The sequence below is a fragment of the Streptococcus sp. 5346 genome, from assembly GCF_013277455.1.
Taxonomy (GTDB): domain Bacteria; phylum Bacillota; class Bacilli; order Lactobacillales; family Streptococcaceae; genus Streptococcus.
The window spans coordinates 1-14,518 of record NZ_VMMY01000002.1 but is presented as its reverse complement, the minus strand read 5'-3'; the positions used below and the strand labels follow the sequence as shown (position 1 = coordinate 14,518).

Genomic DNA, 14,518 nt, shown 5'->3' with positions numbered 1-14,518 from the left:
GTCTCAGGCTTTTTTATAATGTCTAAATGTGTTACAATGAACTAGTTGAAACTTTTTGGAGGTTGGAATGAGTAGAGAATATACAAGAACAATCGTCAAAATTATATTTTGTACAGTAGTCGTATTTGTTTTTGCGATTTATACTCATGTGAGTCAGACAGATCCTATTCCGGGACAAATAAAAGTTGGAGCGACTTATATGACGATGAATAGTGAATTTTATAGACATTTACATAATGAGATTCAACGCTATTCTGATTCAGAAGGTCAGATATTGTATACTCGGGATGCAGAGATGAGTGAAGAAAAACAGAGTAAACAAATTGATGAGTTTATAGAGAAGCGAGTGAATGTTATTGTTATTAATCCGGTTAAGAGTGATAGCGAGCAAATTGTAGAAGCGTTAAGTAGGGCAAAGAATTTTGGAATTAGAGTTATAGCAGTAGATAGTCAGTTGAATAATATAAAAGTTGATACGAGCATAGTTTCTGATAATTACCATGCTGGGATATTAATTGCCAAGGATTTGATGAAACGTACCTCAAATGCTCATATTCTTTTGTTAACGCATAAAGATGCTCTATCAGCTAATCAGAGAATAACTGGTTTTTTGGATACAATAAAATCAGAAGAACATTATCAAATTATCTCAGAAAGAGAAACGGTTGGTCAAACAGAGTATGCTATGACTACTGTAGGTGATGCGTTATCTGAAGGTCTAAAGTTTGATGTTATAGTGGCTTTAAATGATAGAGCCGCTATAGGAGCTTTAGCAGCAATCAAAGAATTGAAAGTAACTTCAAAAAAACTTATTTACGGAATAGATGGTTCACCAGATATGAAGCATTTATTAGCTACAACAGATGAAGTTACGGGAACGGTTGCTCAATTTCCATCTCATATGGGTAGAAAAGTATCGGAAACAATAGATTTATTAGTAAAAAAAGAAGAAGTTGAAGAATTATATACTATACCTGTACAATTTGTTGATAAAAATAATATAATTCAGTTTGATATTAATGGGTGGCAGTAATGAAACAGGTAAAAGGTGTCCAGTACTCTATAATTTTGCTTTTATTAATTAATTTTCTAACCATTATATACAATGGAGCTTTGTATATACAGATTACAAACTATGTAATTTCAAAGGGACAGATGATACTCTTATTGGGAGAATTAAACAATATTTCAAAATCACCTGACCAGATTTTTTGGTATTCAATTATTTTTTTTGTCGGTATTATTTTTATATCTACCTATAAAATGTATTCAACTGAGAAAAAATGGCCAATTTTTTCAAAATGGAATTTGTTTGAAATAGTATTAATGATTGGTGTTATATGGTCACAAAATCTGTCATACAATGGGATAATATTATTAGTTTTTGCTGATATATTCTATAGTTCAAGAGAGTTTCAAGACTCTGATAGTAAGCGTTCTTGGATTATTTTTATTTTCTTGAGTTTTTTAATGTTACTTTTAACAGACTATGAAATCTTGTCACTATTTATAAAAGTTCCATCTCTTTCTGCCTATATCCAATTTTATCCATCCTCCATACGAGGTGTAGTGTTATTTTTAGAAAATGCATTGACATCATTAAATGTTATTATTTTCATCATCTCTTTATTGTCTTATATCCTATACGTGATTAAAGAACACCATAATATTGAGGAAGAGCTTAAAATGTTATCTAGAGTCAACATTGAATTGAATCATTACATATCGTTATCAGAGAAAATCGCTGAAGATCGAGAAAGGAAAAGAATTGCTCGAGAAATTCATGATACTCTAGGGCATGCATTGACAGGAATTTCAGCAGGGATTGATGCTGTTTCTGTACTAATTGATGTTCATCCTATCCGTGCTAAAGAACAGTTGAAAAATGTTTCAAATGCAGTTAGAGAGGGGATAAAAGATGTTAGGGGATCATTACAGAGACTGAGACCAGGAGCTTTGCAAAATAATGGTTTAAAAGATGCTCTAATATTAATGATTAGTGAGTATGAGTCTCTATCAAAACTCTCTGTCGATCTAAAATATGAATGGGGGAATATTGATTTAGATGTTATGCAGGAAGATACTATTTTTAGGATTATACAAGAATCTATGACAAATTCTGTTCGTCACGGACATGCTAGTAAAATGAGCATTCACTTTATGAGTGAGGATAACAACATAATAGTTTTGCAAGATAATGGAATAGGTTTTGACGACTTACAAATTGGGTATGGCTTGAAACAAATGAGAGAGCGAGTTTCTATTTTAGGTGGTTCTATTCATTTTGAAAATAGGGAAGGATTTTACACTAAAATAGTTTTTCCAAAAATAGGAGGTGAAGTATATGATAAAGGTAATGATTGCAGATGATCAGGCGTTAATTAGAGAGTCCTTGCAGATCATTTTATCAGTATATGCTGATATTGATGTTGTATCCGTCGTTGGTGATGGTATTGAAGCTATGGACAACATCATGACTGTAAAACCGGATATAATTTTAATGGATATTAGAATGCCCAGAATGGACGGAGTATTGGCTACAAAAGAAATCAAAAAACGTTTTCCAAATATAAAAATTATAATCTTAACAACATTTGATGACGACGAATTTATTTTTAGTGCTTTAAAATATGGTGCATCTGGCTATTTATTAAAAGGAGTTTCAACAGACGAGTTATACCAAGCCATTCAGACAGTGTATAAAGGTGGAGCTATGATTAATCCTAATATAGCTAGTAAGGTATTTCAATTGTTCTCGCAGATGGCACAGACCAATTTTTCTATTACTGTGAAGGAAGAGAATATTGAAAATATATCACTGACAGAATGGAAAATTATTCAGCAAGTGGCATTTGGAGAATCAAATAAGGAAATTGCCAGTAATCTTTTTTTATCCGAGGGAACAGTGCGCAATTACCTTTCTATCATTCTTTCAAAACTAAATTTGAGAGATAGGACACAGTTAGCCATATGGGCTGTACAAACAGGTGTGACACAAAAGAATTTTTCGAAGGAAATGGATAAATGAAAGTAAAGCAATTGTTTCTAGCGATACTGTTTGTGCTAAGTTGCTTGAGTTTATTTCTTATTTGGGAAAACAAGCAGATAAAGATTATTAGACTGGGTTTTTATTCTGATTCTAGTTGGGGAATTCCTACAGGGAATAACAGCTATGTACTAGATGAGGCTATTAAGAAATTTGAAGAGCTTCATCCAGGGGTTAAAATTGTATATGATTCAGGTATTCCTAAGGAGGAGTATTCTAATTGGATTTCAAGTCAAATTTTAAAAGGTTCTGAACCGGATGTATTTCTATTATCAAGCGACCAATTATCTTTATTTGCATCAAAAGGTATTTTAAAAAACCTAAATTCCTATCTGTCTCAAGAAGATGCCTCTAATTTCTATGATGTATCTTTGCAGGCAGCAAAATACGGAGATGATTTATACGGTCTTCCATATGAAAGCAATCCCATGTTGATGTGTGTAAATCAAGATTTACTTTTAAGAGAGGGCATTGAAATTCCTAAAGTAGGGTGGACGCAGAAAGATCTCTATGAGATTAGTAAAAAAGTTACAAAAGATACCGATGGAGATGGAATCGTTGATCAATTTGGGATAACAGGATATAGTTGGAAAGAATCTCTAGCAGCCTTTGGAGTTACTATTTCTGAGAGTGGGATTCCTCGTATAGATTCGTCAGAAATGAAGGATGCTTTATCCTATATAAGGGGATTGAATCAATTAAACGGACGCTACAAAGTAACCTATAAAGATTTTGATGAAGGACATGTGGCCTTTTATCCAATGAGTTTGGCACAATATCGTACATATAAACCTTTTCCTTATCATGTGGCCAAATATACAAATTTTAACTGGACATGTATTTCGTTGCCAACGACTAAGGAAGACATTCGTTCGACTGTAACAGATACTTCCTTATACGTGGTTTCTTCGCGTGCTCGCAATTCAAACCTTGCCGTATCGTTTATAGAATTTTTAACAATTAATCGTGAAATTCAACAAAATTTATTTAATAAGGGTCAAGGAAGCTCAGTATTACCAGAGGTAGTAACTAGTTTGAAAAGTGAAGAGTTGATGAAGAAAGGAATGATTGGTCAAAATGCCTTAACGACTACTTCACTGGATTATATAATGAAAAATTCAATTACAACTATTTCAAAAGGGATAGATTCAAAATCATTAGTTGGAATAGAAGAAAGATTAGAAGCATTATCTATGGATGAAAATAACACGGATATTGAAGGTAGTCTTATTAAGTTACAAAAAGAACTAGATATAGGAACCCTTAAATAGATATCAAGATTATTATTTCTTAAATAATACGAACATGGCAGATGTCTTTATTGACATTTGTCATTTTTTTATTGACATTTATCAATAAACTTTTGTGACATTTAACAATTATAAAGTGAAGATAAGGATGATAGAATAAAATCAATAAAAGGAGGGAAATATGAAGTATTTGATATTAGTCAGTCATGGAGGACTCGCAGAGGGATTGAAATCATCTCTTTCTATGTTTGCTTCGGATAAGGTAGATGATGTCATAGCGATTAGCTTAAAAGATGGAGAAAGTCTTGCAGGTTTTTCTGTAGAGGTCAAGAATGTTATTGCATCTCTGGATGAAAATGATTCGGTTCTTGTTTTAGCAGATATTGTTGGGGGAAGTCCTTTAACAACTGTTGCAACAGTATTAGAAGAATTTGGAAAATTAGAGAATGCAACTATTTTGGGAGGTATGAACTTAACAATGGCACTTACAGCAGTGGTGATGAAAGACATTCTGACCGGAAGTGAACTTGTTTCTACGATATTAAACGAATCATCCTCAGCTCTACAGGAATTTGAAGTCGGATCGGATGATAATCTTAATGAAGAAGACGATATTTAGTTGTATAAGGAAAGGAATAAAAAATTATGGTAGTAACATTTGTACGAATTGACGATAGAATGATTCATGGACAAACAGTCACTAGATGGGCAAAAGAACATCCATGTGATGGATTAATTGCAGTAAATGACGCTGCTGCATCTAATAAGGTTTTAATTCAGGCATATAAAGGTGCGTCAGATAAAAAAACATTTGTTTGGACAAAGGAAGCGTTTAAAGAAAAATCATCTAAAGTAACAGAATCGGATAGTAGATATTTTTTGATTACTAAGAATCCAATTGATATGAAAGAAATTTTAGTAGACCAGGGCTTTATTCCAGGAGATGTTAAAGAGATTATTGTAGGACCTGCTAACGATAGACCAGGTGCTATCAAGTTGGGAAATAATCAATCAATTACTCAAGAGGAAGCAGTTGCACTAGAAGCAATTGAAAAAGCAGGATATAAAGTTAGATTCCAATTATTACCAGATGTATCTATTGGCTATTGGAGTGATTTTAAATCAAAATTTGGATTTTAATAATGAAATAAGGAGACAAAATGATGGAAATTTCTTGGATTCAAGCAGCTCTTTTAGGATTGTTTGCAAGTTTAGCATCGATGCCAGGTATGGGGGGATCCAGTATTGGTAACTATACTTTGGGGCGTCCATTAGTTGGTGGTTTAATTGTAGGTTTAATATTAGGAGATATAACAACAGGGGTAATCGTTGGTGTGGCTTTACAGGTATTATATATTGCCTTAGTGACACCTGGTGGAACTGTATCGGCCGATGTACGGGCAATTTCTTATATCGGAATTCCGTTATCTATCCTATTTGTTCATGCAAATAATATTTCAGGTGAAGTGGCGATTGCAGCAGCAGCAGCGCCAATTGGAGCCGCGGTTGGAACAATTGGAACTGTTTTATTCTATGGTACAGCTACTATGAACTTGCTTTGGCAACACATTGGATGGAAAGCTGTAGAGAAAGGTGATTTTAAGAAGTTATATGCTGTTGATTGGGTATATCCTTGGATTTCACATTTTATCTTTTCTTTCTTACCAACAATGATTATTACAAAATTTGGACCAGATATGGTTGATCTTATGAAATTATATCTTCCGATGGATGGTTTTGTAATGAAGTCTCTATTTACTGTAGGAGCACTCCTTCCATGTGTGGGTATTGCAATACTTTTGAAACAAATTGTTACAAAAACAACAGACTTTATTCCTTTCTTTGTCGGGTTCACGTTAGCAAAATCTTTAGGCTTGAACTTAGTAGCAAGTGGTGTTGTGTCATTAATTTTTGCAGTAATTTATTATGAATTAGAAGTTATTAAATCTGCCCGTACGACAGCGGTTGTCAGTGATATGGGATTTGATGAAGAGGAGGATATTTAGAATGAGTCGAAAAAAAATATCAAGAAAAACATTGACAAAATCATTTCACCACTGGTTCTATGGACATCTGACATGTTTTTCTCAAGAACATATGCAAACTTTTGGATATTTAACTTCTATGCTTCCAATTGTAGAAGAAATGTATGATACTAAGGAAGAACAAAAAGAAGCTATGCAAACATACACAGCATTCTTTAATACTGAGCCGCAGTTGGGTTCTCTAGTAGTTGGGATAACAGCTGGTTTGGAAGAAGCGCGTGCAAATGGAGATGCCGTAGATAGTGAAACCATCAATGGAATGCGAGCTGGTCTAATGGGGCCTATTGCAGGTATTGGAGATTCACTTATTGTAGGAACATTAATTCCTGTTCTTTTGGGGATAGCTCTAGGTCTTTCTAAAGGAGGAAATATTTCTGGTGCAATATTCTATATTATTGCATGGAATCTATTAGTCTATCTTGGAATGCGTTTTGCTTATTTTAAAGGATATGAACTTGGAGATAAAGCAGTAGAATTTTTAGTAGGTCCTAAAGGTCAGGCGCTAAGAAAAGCAATTAGTGTTGTTGGTGGTATGGTCATAGGAGCTGTTGCAGCAACTTGGGTATCTGTCACTACGGCGCTAGAGCTGAAAAATGGAGATGGAGAAACATTTTTAAACTTACAAGAAAAGATTGATGGTGTTTATCCAGGTCTTTTAACAGCAGGTTTTATTGTTCTATGTTGGTGGCTGATGGCTAAAAAGAAAGTTTCTCCAAATTGGGTGATGCTATTATTGGTAGTTATTGCACTTGTAGGAGTAGCCTTAGGATTTTTCAATCCAGGATTGAAATATTAATAGTATGTAAAAAAGCAACGGTTTATAATCGTTGTTTTTTATATATGCGTAATATAAGGATTTAGAGTTTCGATATTTTTTATAAAAGAATTAACGAAAATACTAATTCCATAAATCATGTTCGTTAAAATTTTACATTATTAAAGTGCAAAATTAGGATAAAGAAATTTATCTATTCATCCTCAGAAAGTCAGACTTTTTTCTTGACTATTTCTGACCAAGTGATACAATAGAACTATGAATTAGCACTCGGTCATAAAGAGTGCTAATAATATCTATCTCATCATGGAGGAAAACAGATGTTGAAACCATTAGGAGACCGTGTGGTCTTAAAAATCGAAGAAAAAGAACAAACTGTTGGAGGCTTTGTCCTCGCAGGTTCAGCTCAAGAAAAAACAAAAACAGCCCAAGTTGTGGCTACTGGACAAGGTGTTCGTACCTTGAACGGTGACTTGGTTGCTCCAAGTGTTAAAGCTGGAGACCGTGTCTTAGTTGAAGCCCATGCAGGTCTTGATGTCAAAGATGGTGATGAAAAGTATATCATCGTTGGCGAAGCTAACATTTTGGCTATCATTGAAGAATAGAAGGAGAAAGTAAGTATGTCAAAAGAAATTAAATTTTCATCAGATGCCCGTTCAGCCATGGTTCGTGGTGTCGATATCCTTGCAGACACTGTTAAAGTAACCTTGGGACCAAAAGGTCGTAACGTTGTGTTGGAAAAATCATTTGGCTCACCCTTGATCACCAATGACGGTGTAACTATTGCCAAAGAAATCGAATTAGAAGACCATTTTGAAAATATGGGTGCCAAATTGGTATCAGAAGTAGCTTCAAAAACCAATGATATCGCAGGTGACGGAACGACAACTGCAACTGTTTTGACCCAAGCAATTGTCCGTGAAGGAATCAAAAACGTCACAGCAGGTGCCAACCCAATCGGCATTCGTCGTGGGATTGAAACAGCAGTTGCCGCAGCAGTTGAAGCTTTGAAAAACAACGCCATCCCTGTTGCCAACAAAGAAGCTATCGCTCAGGTTGCCGCCGTCTCTTCTCGTTCTGAAAAAGTCGGTGAATACATCTCTGAAGCCATGGAAAAAGTTGGCAAAGACGGTGTCATCACTATCGAAGAGTCACGTGGTATGGAAACAGAACTTGAAGTTGTGGAAGGAATGCAGTTTGACCGTGGTTACCTTTCACAGTACATGGTAACAGATAGCGAAAAAATGGTAGCTGACCTTGAAAATCCATATATTTTGATTACTGATAAGAAGATTTCCAATATCCAAGAAATCTTGCCACTCCTAGAAAGTATTCTCCAAAGCAATCGTCCGCTCTTGATTATTGCGGATGATGTAGATGGTGAAGCTCTTCCAACTCTTGTTTTGAACAAGATTCGTGGAACCTTCAACGTAGTAGCAGTTAAGGCACCTGGTTTTGGTGACCGTCGCAAAGCTATGCTCGAAGATATCGCTATCTTAACAGGCGGAACAGTTATCACAGAAGATCTTGGTCTTGAGTTGAAAGATGCGACAATTGAGGCACTTGGTCAAGCAGCTAGAGTGACCGTTGACAAAGATAGCACTGTTATCGTAGAAGGTGCTGGAAATCCTGAAGCGATTTCTCACCGTGTTGCGGTTATCAAGTCTCAAATCGAAACCACAACTTCAGAGTTTGACCGTGAAAAACTGCAAGAACGCTTGGCAAAATTGTCAGGTGGTGTCGCAGTGATTAAGGTCGGAGCTGCAACTGAAACTGAGTTGAAAGAAATGAAACTCCGTATTGAAGATGCCCTCAACGCGACTCGTGCAGCCGTTGAAGAAGGAATCGTTGCTGGTGGTGGAACTGCCCTTGTAAATGTCATTCCAGCTGTTGCTGCCTTGGAATTGACAGGAGACGAAGCAACAGGACGCAATATCGTTCTCCGTGCTTTGGAAGAACCTGTTCGTCAGATTGCCCACAATGCAGGATTTGAAGGCTCTATCGTCATCGATCGTTTGAAAAATGCTGAAGTTGGTACAGGCTTCAACGCAGCAACTGGTGAGTGGGTTAACATGATTGATCAAGGGATTATCGACCCAGTTAAAGTTAGCCGTTCAGCCCTACAAAACGCAGCATCTGTAGCCAGCTTGATTTTAACTACGGAAGCAGTCGTAGCCAATAAACCAGAACCAGTGGCCCCAGCTCCAGCAATGGATCCAAGCATGATGGGCGGCATGATGTAAGATTTCTATAGAAAACAACTTATAAAAAACACAAAAGGAGGGAATGACTAACCCTCTTTTTGTGATATTCACTTCTAAATTGATTTGAGCTCTCCTAACTTATATGATAAAATAAGACTAGAAAAAGGAGAAGAACATGATCGATGTAGAAGAAATTCTGAGCAAGATGAACCCCAATCAGAAGATTAATTATGACCGTGTCATGCAGAAGATGGTACAAGTATGGGAGAAAAATGAGCAACGGCCAACCATTCTCATGCATGTTTGCTGTGCCCCTTGCAGTACCTATACCCTAGAATATTTGACCAAGTATGCAGATGTGACTATCTATTTTGCCAATTCTAATATCCATCCCAAGCCAGAATACCACAAGCGGGCTTACGTCACCAAAAAATTTGTCAGTGATTTCAATGAGCGAACAGGAAATACGGTCCAGTATCTAGAAGCTCCCTACGAACCAAATGAATACCGAAAATTGGTCAGAGGGTTGGAGGAAGAGCCTGAAGGAGGCGACCGTTGTAAGGTTTGCTTTGACTACCGCCTGGATAAAACAGCGCAAGTGGCTATGGATTTAGGTTTTGACTATTTTGGCTCAGCCTTGACCATCAGTCCTCATAAGAATTCTCAAACCATTAACAGCATCGGAATCGATGTGCAAAAGATTTATACCACCCACTATCTTCCCAGCGATTTCAAGAAAAATCAAGGTTACAAACGTTCAGTAGAGATGTGTGAAGAGTATGACATCTATCGTCAATGTTATTGTGGATGCGTCTATGCAGCCCAAGCCCAGAATATTGATCTGGTTCAAGTTAAGAAGGACGCCACAGCGTTCTTGCTGGATAAGGATGTTGAAAAAGACTATTCCCATATCAAATTTACAGTTACAAAATTGGATATATAGAGACCAACCCAGCTGAAAAGCTGGGTTTTTCAAATAAAAAACCAGGGCTTTCACCCTAGTTTGACAACTTTACCGATTCTTTAGTTCTACATAGCGCTTGTACCAAATGTTGACATAGGCTTCTGAGAAAGGACCTCGTCCATTGTTAATCCAATCAACAAGAATTTTGACATGTTCTTTTAAAATATAGTCCAAGTCATCAGAATAATTCATTTTGCGTTTGTGACGCTCATACTCCTCAACGTCCAAGAGACGTTTCTCTCCATCTGTAAAAATTTTAACATCCAAATCGTAATCAATATACTTCAGTGCTTCTTCATCCAGATAGTAGGGGCTAGCCATATTGCAATAGTAGGAAATTCCATTATCGCGAATCATGGCAATGATATTAAACCAATATTTCTTGTGAAAGTAAACAATAGCCGGTTCTCGAGTGACCCAACGACGACCATCACTTTCGGTAACCAGTGTATGATCGTTGACACCAATAATGGCGTTTTCTGTTGTTTTTAGTACCATGGTGTCTCGCCAAGTTCGGTGGAGACTCCCATCATGCTTATAACTTTGAATTGTAATAAAGTCGCCTTCTTTTGGAAGCTTCATAACTAACCAACTTTCTACAATTTATAAGTTTATCGTTTACTATTGTACCATAAAATTACCTAAAATCCGTGAATTTTACATGAAAATATTAAAGATATTCTCTGAGAGCGCTTGCTATATCCGAAAAATCGTAGCCTTTTCGTGCTAAAACTTGAGTTAAACGCTGTTTAAGTTCGTATCCTTCATACTTTCGAGCATACTTAGTATATTGCTTATCAAGCTCCTTGAAGATGAGTTCCTGAGTCGTTTCTTGGTCGACTTGACTATCCAAGTCGTCAAAGGCACTTTTAGCATCAGAGTAAGAGAAGCCCTTGTTGGTCAAGTTTTGGATTATCTTATCTTGCAAGGCACGAGCTGGAAGTTTTCCCTCATATTTTTTCAATAGTTTATTAGCTACACGTTGAGCAACTTCCGAAAAATCAAATTCTTTCAGTATCTCTTCTATAGTGGATTTTGAAATCCCTTTTTGTGTTAGTTTCTGAGTCAGTACATAAGGCCCCTTGTCTCCTGAAAGTTGATTAGCATTGATGCTAGCATAAGCGTATTGGCTATCATTGATCCACTTATCTTCTTTAAGATTAGCAATGACTTGAGAAACTATGTTTTCATCAATATCGTATTTTTTTAGATATTCTCTGACCTCTTTTTCAGTGCGTGCTTTGAAGGATAAATGGTAGAGGGCCAGATTCTTACCATAAGAAAATTGAGCAAAGTCCTGAATCTCCTTCAATTCCTCTTCGCTTATCACCTTATCTCTCGATAACATAAAACGAACAATTGTGTCTTCGGTGATATAGCATTTGTCGCCATAATCAAGCTCCATCAGATAGAGTCTTTTTTTCTTTTCAAGTTTTGTGATTTTCATAATTTCCTTTCATCTAAATGCTTCGAAAGCTGCAACAAGTCGGAGTTTATCCATATCTACATATTCTCTACCGTAATAGTCGAGAAATAATTCAGTATACGTAGCATCTTGTAGGTTGTAATGAAGGGACCAAATTGTCCAAAAGAGGTCGATATGTCGGTCACTAAAACCAGCCAATCCCAAGTCAATAAAGCAAGAAAAATGCGAGGCATCCTTCAAGATGAAATTTGGCAGGCAGGCATCTCCATGAATAAAAGCATCAGCTTTGAGAATGTAACCTTTCTCTTGTATCAGTTGGTAAGCTTCTTCACGACTGTGAATATGAAATTGAGGTAGAAGAGTCTTGTTATAAAAAGCCCCCTTCTGATAGTTTTTTAAGGCTTTTTCTTTATAACGCTTCAGATGATTTTCCGACGGAAAAGATTGTAGTTTAAGACTGTGAAGTTTGTTTAATGCTTGAGCCAGGGTTTGACAGAGTTTTTCGGGTTGATTTAAAAAATCGAGAGCGTTTCTGCCAATGGCTTCTTTGGTCAGAAGGAAGTCCTTTTTTGCTGATAAATAGGTAATCACTGGAGTTCCCAATCCTTCAGTTTCGAACCAATTTGCAATCTTAGCTTCTTGAGCTAATCTGCCTTTTTGATCTATTTTTAAATAGTAACCTGAATCTATATGTAGGACAGTTGCACTTGAATGAGAAGAACTATCAGAGAGATTAGCTCCCTTGATATAGCTTCGTAATTGTTCAGGGAAATCTAGTATACTAAAGCGAGGTGTTTTTGAATTCATGCTTTTATTGTAACATATTCTTAAATATCTTAGAAACTCCATGGTATAATAGACCTATGAATCTAAAAATAAAACAAAAAATACCATTAAAAATCAAGCGCATGGGAATTAATGGTGAGGGAATTGGCTTTTATCAAAAAACCTTAGTCTTTGTGCCGGGTGCTCTCAAAGGAGAAGATATCTATTGTCAGATTACTTCTATTAAACGTAACTTTGTTGAAGCAAAATTACTAAAGGTTAATAAGAAGTCTAAATTCCGTGTTGTGCCAGCATGTACTATTTACAATGAATGCGGAGGCTGCCAAATCATGCACCTGCATTATGATAAGCAGCTGGAGTTCAAGACGGACTTGCTTCATCAAGCGCTGAAAAAATTTGCTCCTTCAGGATATGAAAACTATGAAATTCGTCCAACTATTGGAATGCAGGAACCAAAATATTACAGAGCTAAGTTACAATTTCAGACTCGAAAATTTTAAAATCAGGTCAAGGCGGGCTTGTATGCACAAAACTCTCACTATTTAGTAGAGTTGAAAGACTGCCTGGTACAAGATAAGGAAACCCAAGTGATTGCTAATCGTCTAGCGGAATTACTTACTTTTCACCAAATTCCAATCACGGATGAGAGAAAAGTTCTAGGTGTTAGAACTATAATGGTTCGACGAGCAAGAAAGACTGGACAGGTTCAGATTATTGTTGTTACAAATCGTCAGCTTAATTTAACCCAACTAGTGAAAGACTTAGTTAAAGATTTTCCAGAAATTGTGACAGTAGCTGTGAATACAAATACAGCTAAAACCAGTGAGATTTATGGTGAAAAGACAGAGATTATCTGGGGACAAGAGAGTATTCAAGAAGGTGTACTCGATTATGAATTTTCACTATCTCCTCGAGCTTTCTATCAACTAAATCCTGAACAAACAGAAGTTCTTTATAACGAAGCGGTAAAAGCCTTGGATGTTACTAAAGAAGACCATTTGATTGACGCTTATTGTGGAGTTGGAACGATTGGATTTGCCTTCGCAAAGAAAGTTAAAACACTAAGAGGTATGGATATTATTCCAGAAGCCATTGAAGATGCCAAGCGAAATGCTAAAAGAATGGGATTTGACAATACTCATTATGAAGCTGGAACGGCAGAAGAGATTATTCCTCGTTGGTACAAGGAAGGCTACCGAGCAGATGCTCTGATTGTGGACCCACCACGTACAGGTCTGGATGATAAGTTATTAGATACTATTCTTACTTATGTACCAGAAAAAATGGTTTATATTTCTTGTAATGTTTCGACCTTGGCTCGTGATTTGGTAAGATTAGTAGAAGTCTACGATATCCATTATATTCAGTCGGTCGATATGTTCCCACACACCGCTCGAACTGAAGCAGTTGTAAAATTAATTAAAAAAATTTAAAAAAGGTGTTGACAAAGTTAGAAAAGCCTGTATAATAGTAAGAGTTGAAAATAACAACTCTGGTCCGTTGGTCAAGGGGTTAAGACACCGCCTTTTCACGGCGGTAACACGGGTTCGAATCCCGTACGGACTATGGTATGTTGCGGTAGGAACACTTGATGAAAAAAGATTAAAAAAGTTTCAAAAAAGTGTTGACAAGCGAAAGTAGCTGTGATATACTGATATAGTTGTCGCTTGAGAGAAGCGAGTGACAAAGACCTTTGAAAACTGAACAAGACGAACCAATGTGCAGGGCACTACAACTGAAGTTGTAGTACTGAACAATGAAAAAAACAATAAATCTGTCAGTGACAGAAATGAGTGAGAACTCAAACTTTTAATGAGAGTTTGATCCTGGCTCAGGACGAACGCTGGCGGCGTGCCTAATACATGCAAGTAGAACGCTGAAGGAGAAGCTTGCTTCTCTGGATGAGTTGCGAACGGGTGAGTAACGCGTAGGTAACCTGCCTGGTAGCGGGGGATAACTATTGGAAACGATAGCTAATACCGCATAATAGTAGATGTTGCATAACATTTGCTTAAAAGGTGC

General features: G+C 36.5%; 14 protein-coding genes, 1 tRNA gene, 1 rRNA gene and 1 pseudogene. 14 read left to right on the top strand and 3 right to left on the bottom strand.

The window, feature by feature from the left end:
* Positions 1–67: 67 nt before the first annotated feature.
* From HT732_RS01070 to HT732_RS01020, 11 genes are all read left to right on the top strand, one after another.
* Entirely contained in the window at positions 68–1,033 is a 966-nt protein-coding gene (locus HT732_RS01070; RefSeq protein WP_173253688.1) for a substrate-binding domain-containing protein, read from the top strand.
* Positions 1,033–2,370: a sensor histidine kinase gene (locus HT732_RS01065; RefSeq protein WP_173253687.1), complete on the top strand. Its 1,338-nt coding sequence runs from the start codon at positions 1,033–1,035 to the stop codon at positions 2,368–2,370. The genes HT732_RS01070 and HT732_RS01065 overlap by 1 nt, the downstream gene beginning before the upstream one ends.
* Positions 2,345–3,028, top strand: coding sequence for a response regulator transcription factor (locus HT732_RS01060; RefSeq protein ID WP_033683129.1), 684 nt, complete (start codon positions 2,345–2,347; stop codon positions 3,026–3,028). Before HT732_RS01065 ends, HT732_RS01060 begins: the two co-directional genes overlap by 26 nt.
* Complete coding sequence (locus HT732_RS01055) at positions 3,025–4,317, top strand: extracellular solute-binding protein (RefSeq protein ID WP_173253686.1); 1,293 nt, start codon at positions 3,025–3,027, stop codon at positions 4,315–4,317. Before HT732_RS01060 ends, HT732_RS01055 begins: the two co-directional genes overlap by 4 nt.
* Positions 4,318–4,477: 160 nt before the next feature.
* Entirely contained in the window at positions 4,478–4,915 is a 438-nt protein-coding gene (locus HT732_RS01050) for a PTS fructose transporter subunit IIA (protein ID WP_173253685.1), read from the top strand.
* Positions 4,916–4,941: 26 nt separating this feature from the next.
* Positions 4,942–5,436: a PTS sugar transporter subunit IIB gene (locus tag HT732_RS01045; protein ID WP_020903146.1), complete on the top strand. Its 495-nt coding sequence runs from the start codon at positions 4,942–4,944 to the stop codon at positions 5,434–5,436.
* Positions 5,437–5,459: 23 nt separating this feature from the next.
* Entirely contained in the window at positions 5,460–6,302 is an 843-nt protein-coding gene (locus HT732_RS01040; RefSeq protein WP_033676368.1) for a PTS sugar transporter subunit IIC, read from the top strand.
* Entirely contained in the window at positions 6,283–7,137 is an 855-nt protein-coding gene (locus HT732_RS01035; RefSeq protein WP_031233157.1) for a PTS system mannose/fructose/sorbose family transporter subunit IID, read from the top strand. The genes HT732_RS01040 and HT732_RS01035 overlap by 20 nt, the downstream gene beginning before the upstream one ends.
* 299 nt (positions 7,138–7,436) lie before the next feature.
* Entirely contained in the window at positions 7,437–7,721 is a 285-nt protein-coding gene (groES, locus tag HT732_RS01030; RefSeq protein ID WP_000917323.1) for a co-chaperone GroES, read from the top strand.
* 15 nt (positions 7,722–7,736) lie between these two features.
* Positions 7,737–9,359 carry a chaperonin GroEL gene (gene groL / locus HT732_RS01025; RefSeq protein ID WP_049521660.1) on the top strand — a complete coding sequence of 541 codons (1,623 nt, stop codon included), beginning with the start codon at positions 7,737–7,739 and terminating at the stop codon, positions 9,357–9,359.
* A 136-nt stretch (positions 9,360–9,495) separates the two neighbouring features.
* Positions 9,496–10,263, top strand: a complete 768-nt coding sequence (locus HT732_RS01020) for an epoxyqueuosine reductase QueH (protein WP_173253684.1) — start codon at positions 9,496–9,498, stop codon at positions 10,261–10,263.
* Positions 10,264–10,332: 69 nt separating this feature from the next.
* Here the strand turns inward: HT732_RS01020 and HT732_RS01015 are convergent, their stop codons facing one another.
* From HT732_RS01015 to HT732_RS01005, 3 genes are all read right to left on the bottom strand, one after another.
* Complete coding sequence (locus HT732_RS01015) at positions 10,333–10,866, bottom strand: DUF402 domain-containing protein (protein ID WP_000775316.1); 534 nt, start codon at positions 10,864–10,866, stop codon at positions 10,333–10,335.
* 88 nt (positions 10,867–10,954) lie between these two features.
* Complete coding sequence (gene recX / locus HT732_RS01010; protein WP_173253683.1) at positions 10,955–11,731, bottom strand: recombination regulator RecX; 777 nt, start codon at positions 11,729–11,731, stop codon at positions 10,955–10,957.
* A 9-nt stretch (positions 11,732–11,740) separates the two neighbouring features.
* The gene (locus HT732_RS01005; RefSeq protein WP_173253682.1) at positions 11,741–12,517 is read right to left on the bottom strand and encodes an aminoglycoside 3'-phosphotransferase; all 777 of its coding nucleotides are present in this window, start codon (positions 12,515–12,517) and stop codon (positions 11,741–11,743) included.
* Positions 12,518–12,573: 56 nt separating this feature from the next.
* Here HT732_RS01005 and rlmD point away from each other — a divergent pair.
* The 3 genes and pseudogenes from rlmD to HT732_RS00990 all read left to right on the top strand — a co-directional run.
* A pseudogene (gene rlmD / locus HT732_RS01000) lies at positions 12,574–13,929 on the top strand (23S rRNA (uracil(1939)-C(5))-methyltransferase RlmD).
* A gap of 61 nt (positions 13,930–13,990) precedes the next feature.
* Positions 13,991–14,062, top strand: a tRNA-Glu gene (locus HT732_RS00995).
* A gap of 242 nt (positions 14,063–14,304) precedes the next feature.
* A 16S ribosomal RNA gene (locus HT732_RS00990) occupies positions 14,305–14,518 on the top strand; the annotation flags it as partial.

What these genes read in the sequence shown, in the direction of transcription:
- HT732_RS01055 (WP_173253686.1), top strand. Translation starts at nt 3,025, where the DNA reads ATGAAAGTAAAGCAATTGTTTCTAGCGATACTGTTTGTGCTAAGTTGC.
- HT732_RS01005 (WP_173253682.1), bottom strand. Translation starts at nt 12,517, where the DNA reads ATGAATTCAAAAACACCTCGCTTTAGTATACTAGATTTCCCTGAACAA.
- HT732_RS01070 (WP_173253688.1), top strand. Translation starts at nt 68, where the DNA reads ATGAGTAGAGAATATACAAGAACAATCGTCAAAATTATATTTTGTACA.
- HT732_RS01065 (WP_173253687.1), top strand. Translation starts at nt 1,033, where the DNA reads ATGAAACAGGTAAAAGGTGTCCAGTACTCTATAATTTTGCTTTTATTA.
- HT732_RS01040 (WP_033676368.1), top strand. Translation starts at nt 5,460, where the DNA reads ATGGAAATTTCTTGGATTCAAGCAGCTCTTTTAGGATTGTTTGCAAGT.
- HT732_RS01035 (WP_031233157.1), top strand. Translation starts at nt 6,283, where the DNA reads ATGAAGAGGAGGATATTTAGAATGAGTCGAAAAAAAATATCAAGAAAA.
- HT732_RS01050 (WP_173253685.1), top strand. Translation starts at nt 4,478, where the DNA reads ATGAAGTATTTGATATTAGTCAGTCATGGAGGACTCGCAGAGGGATTG.
- groL (WP_049521660.1), top strand. Translation starts at nt 7,737, where the DNA reads ATGTCAAAAGAAATTAAATTTTCATCAGATGCCCGTTCAGCCATGGTT.
- recX (WP_173253683.1), bottom strand. Translation starts at nt 11,731, where the DNA reads ATGAAAATCACAAAACTTGAAAAGAAAAAAAGACTCTATCTGATGGAG.
- HT732_RS01020 (WP_173253684.1), top strand. Translation starts at nt 9,496, where the DNA reads ATGATCGATGTAGAAGAAATTCTGAGCAAGATGAACCCCAATCAGAAG.
- groES (WP_000917323.1), top strand. Translation starts at nt 7,437, where the DNA reads ATGTTGAAACCATTAGGAGACCGTGTGGTCTTAAAAATCGAAGAAAAA.
- HT732_RS01015 (WP_000775316.1), bottom strand. Translation starts at nt 10,866, where the DNA reads ATGAAGCTTCCAAAAGAAGGCGACTTTATTACAATTCAAAGTTATAAG.
- HT732_RS01060 (WP_033683129.1), top strand. Translation starts at nt 2,345, where the DNA reads ATGATAAAGGTAATGATTGCAGATGATCAGGCGTTAATTAGAGAGTCC.
- HT732_RS01045 (WP_020903146.1), top strand. Translation starts at nt 4,942, where the DNA reads ATGGTAGTAACATTTGTACGAATTGACGATAGAATGATTCATGGACAA.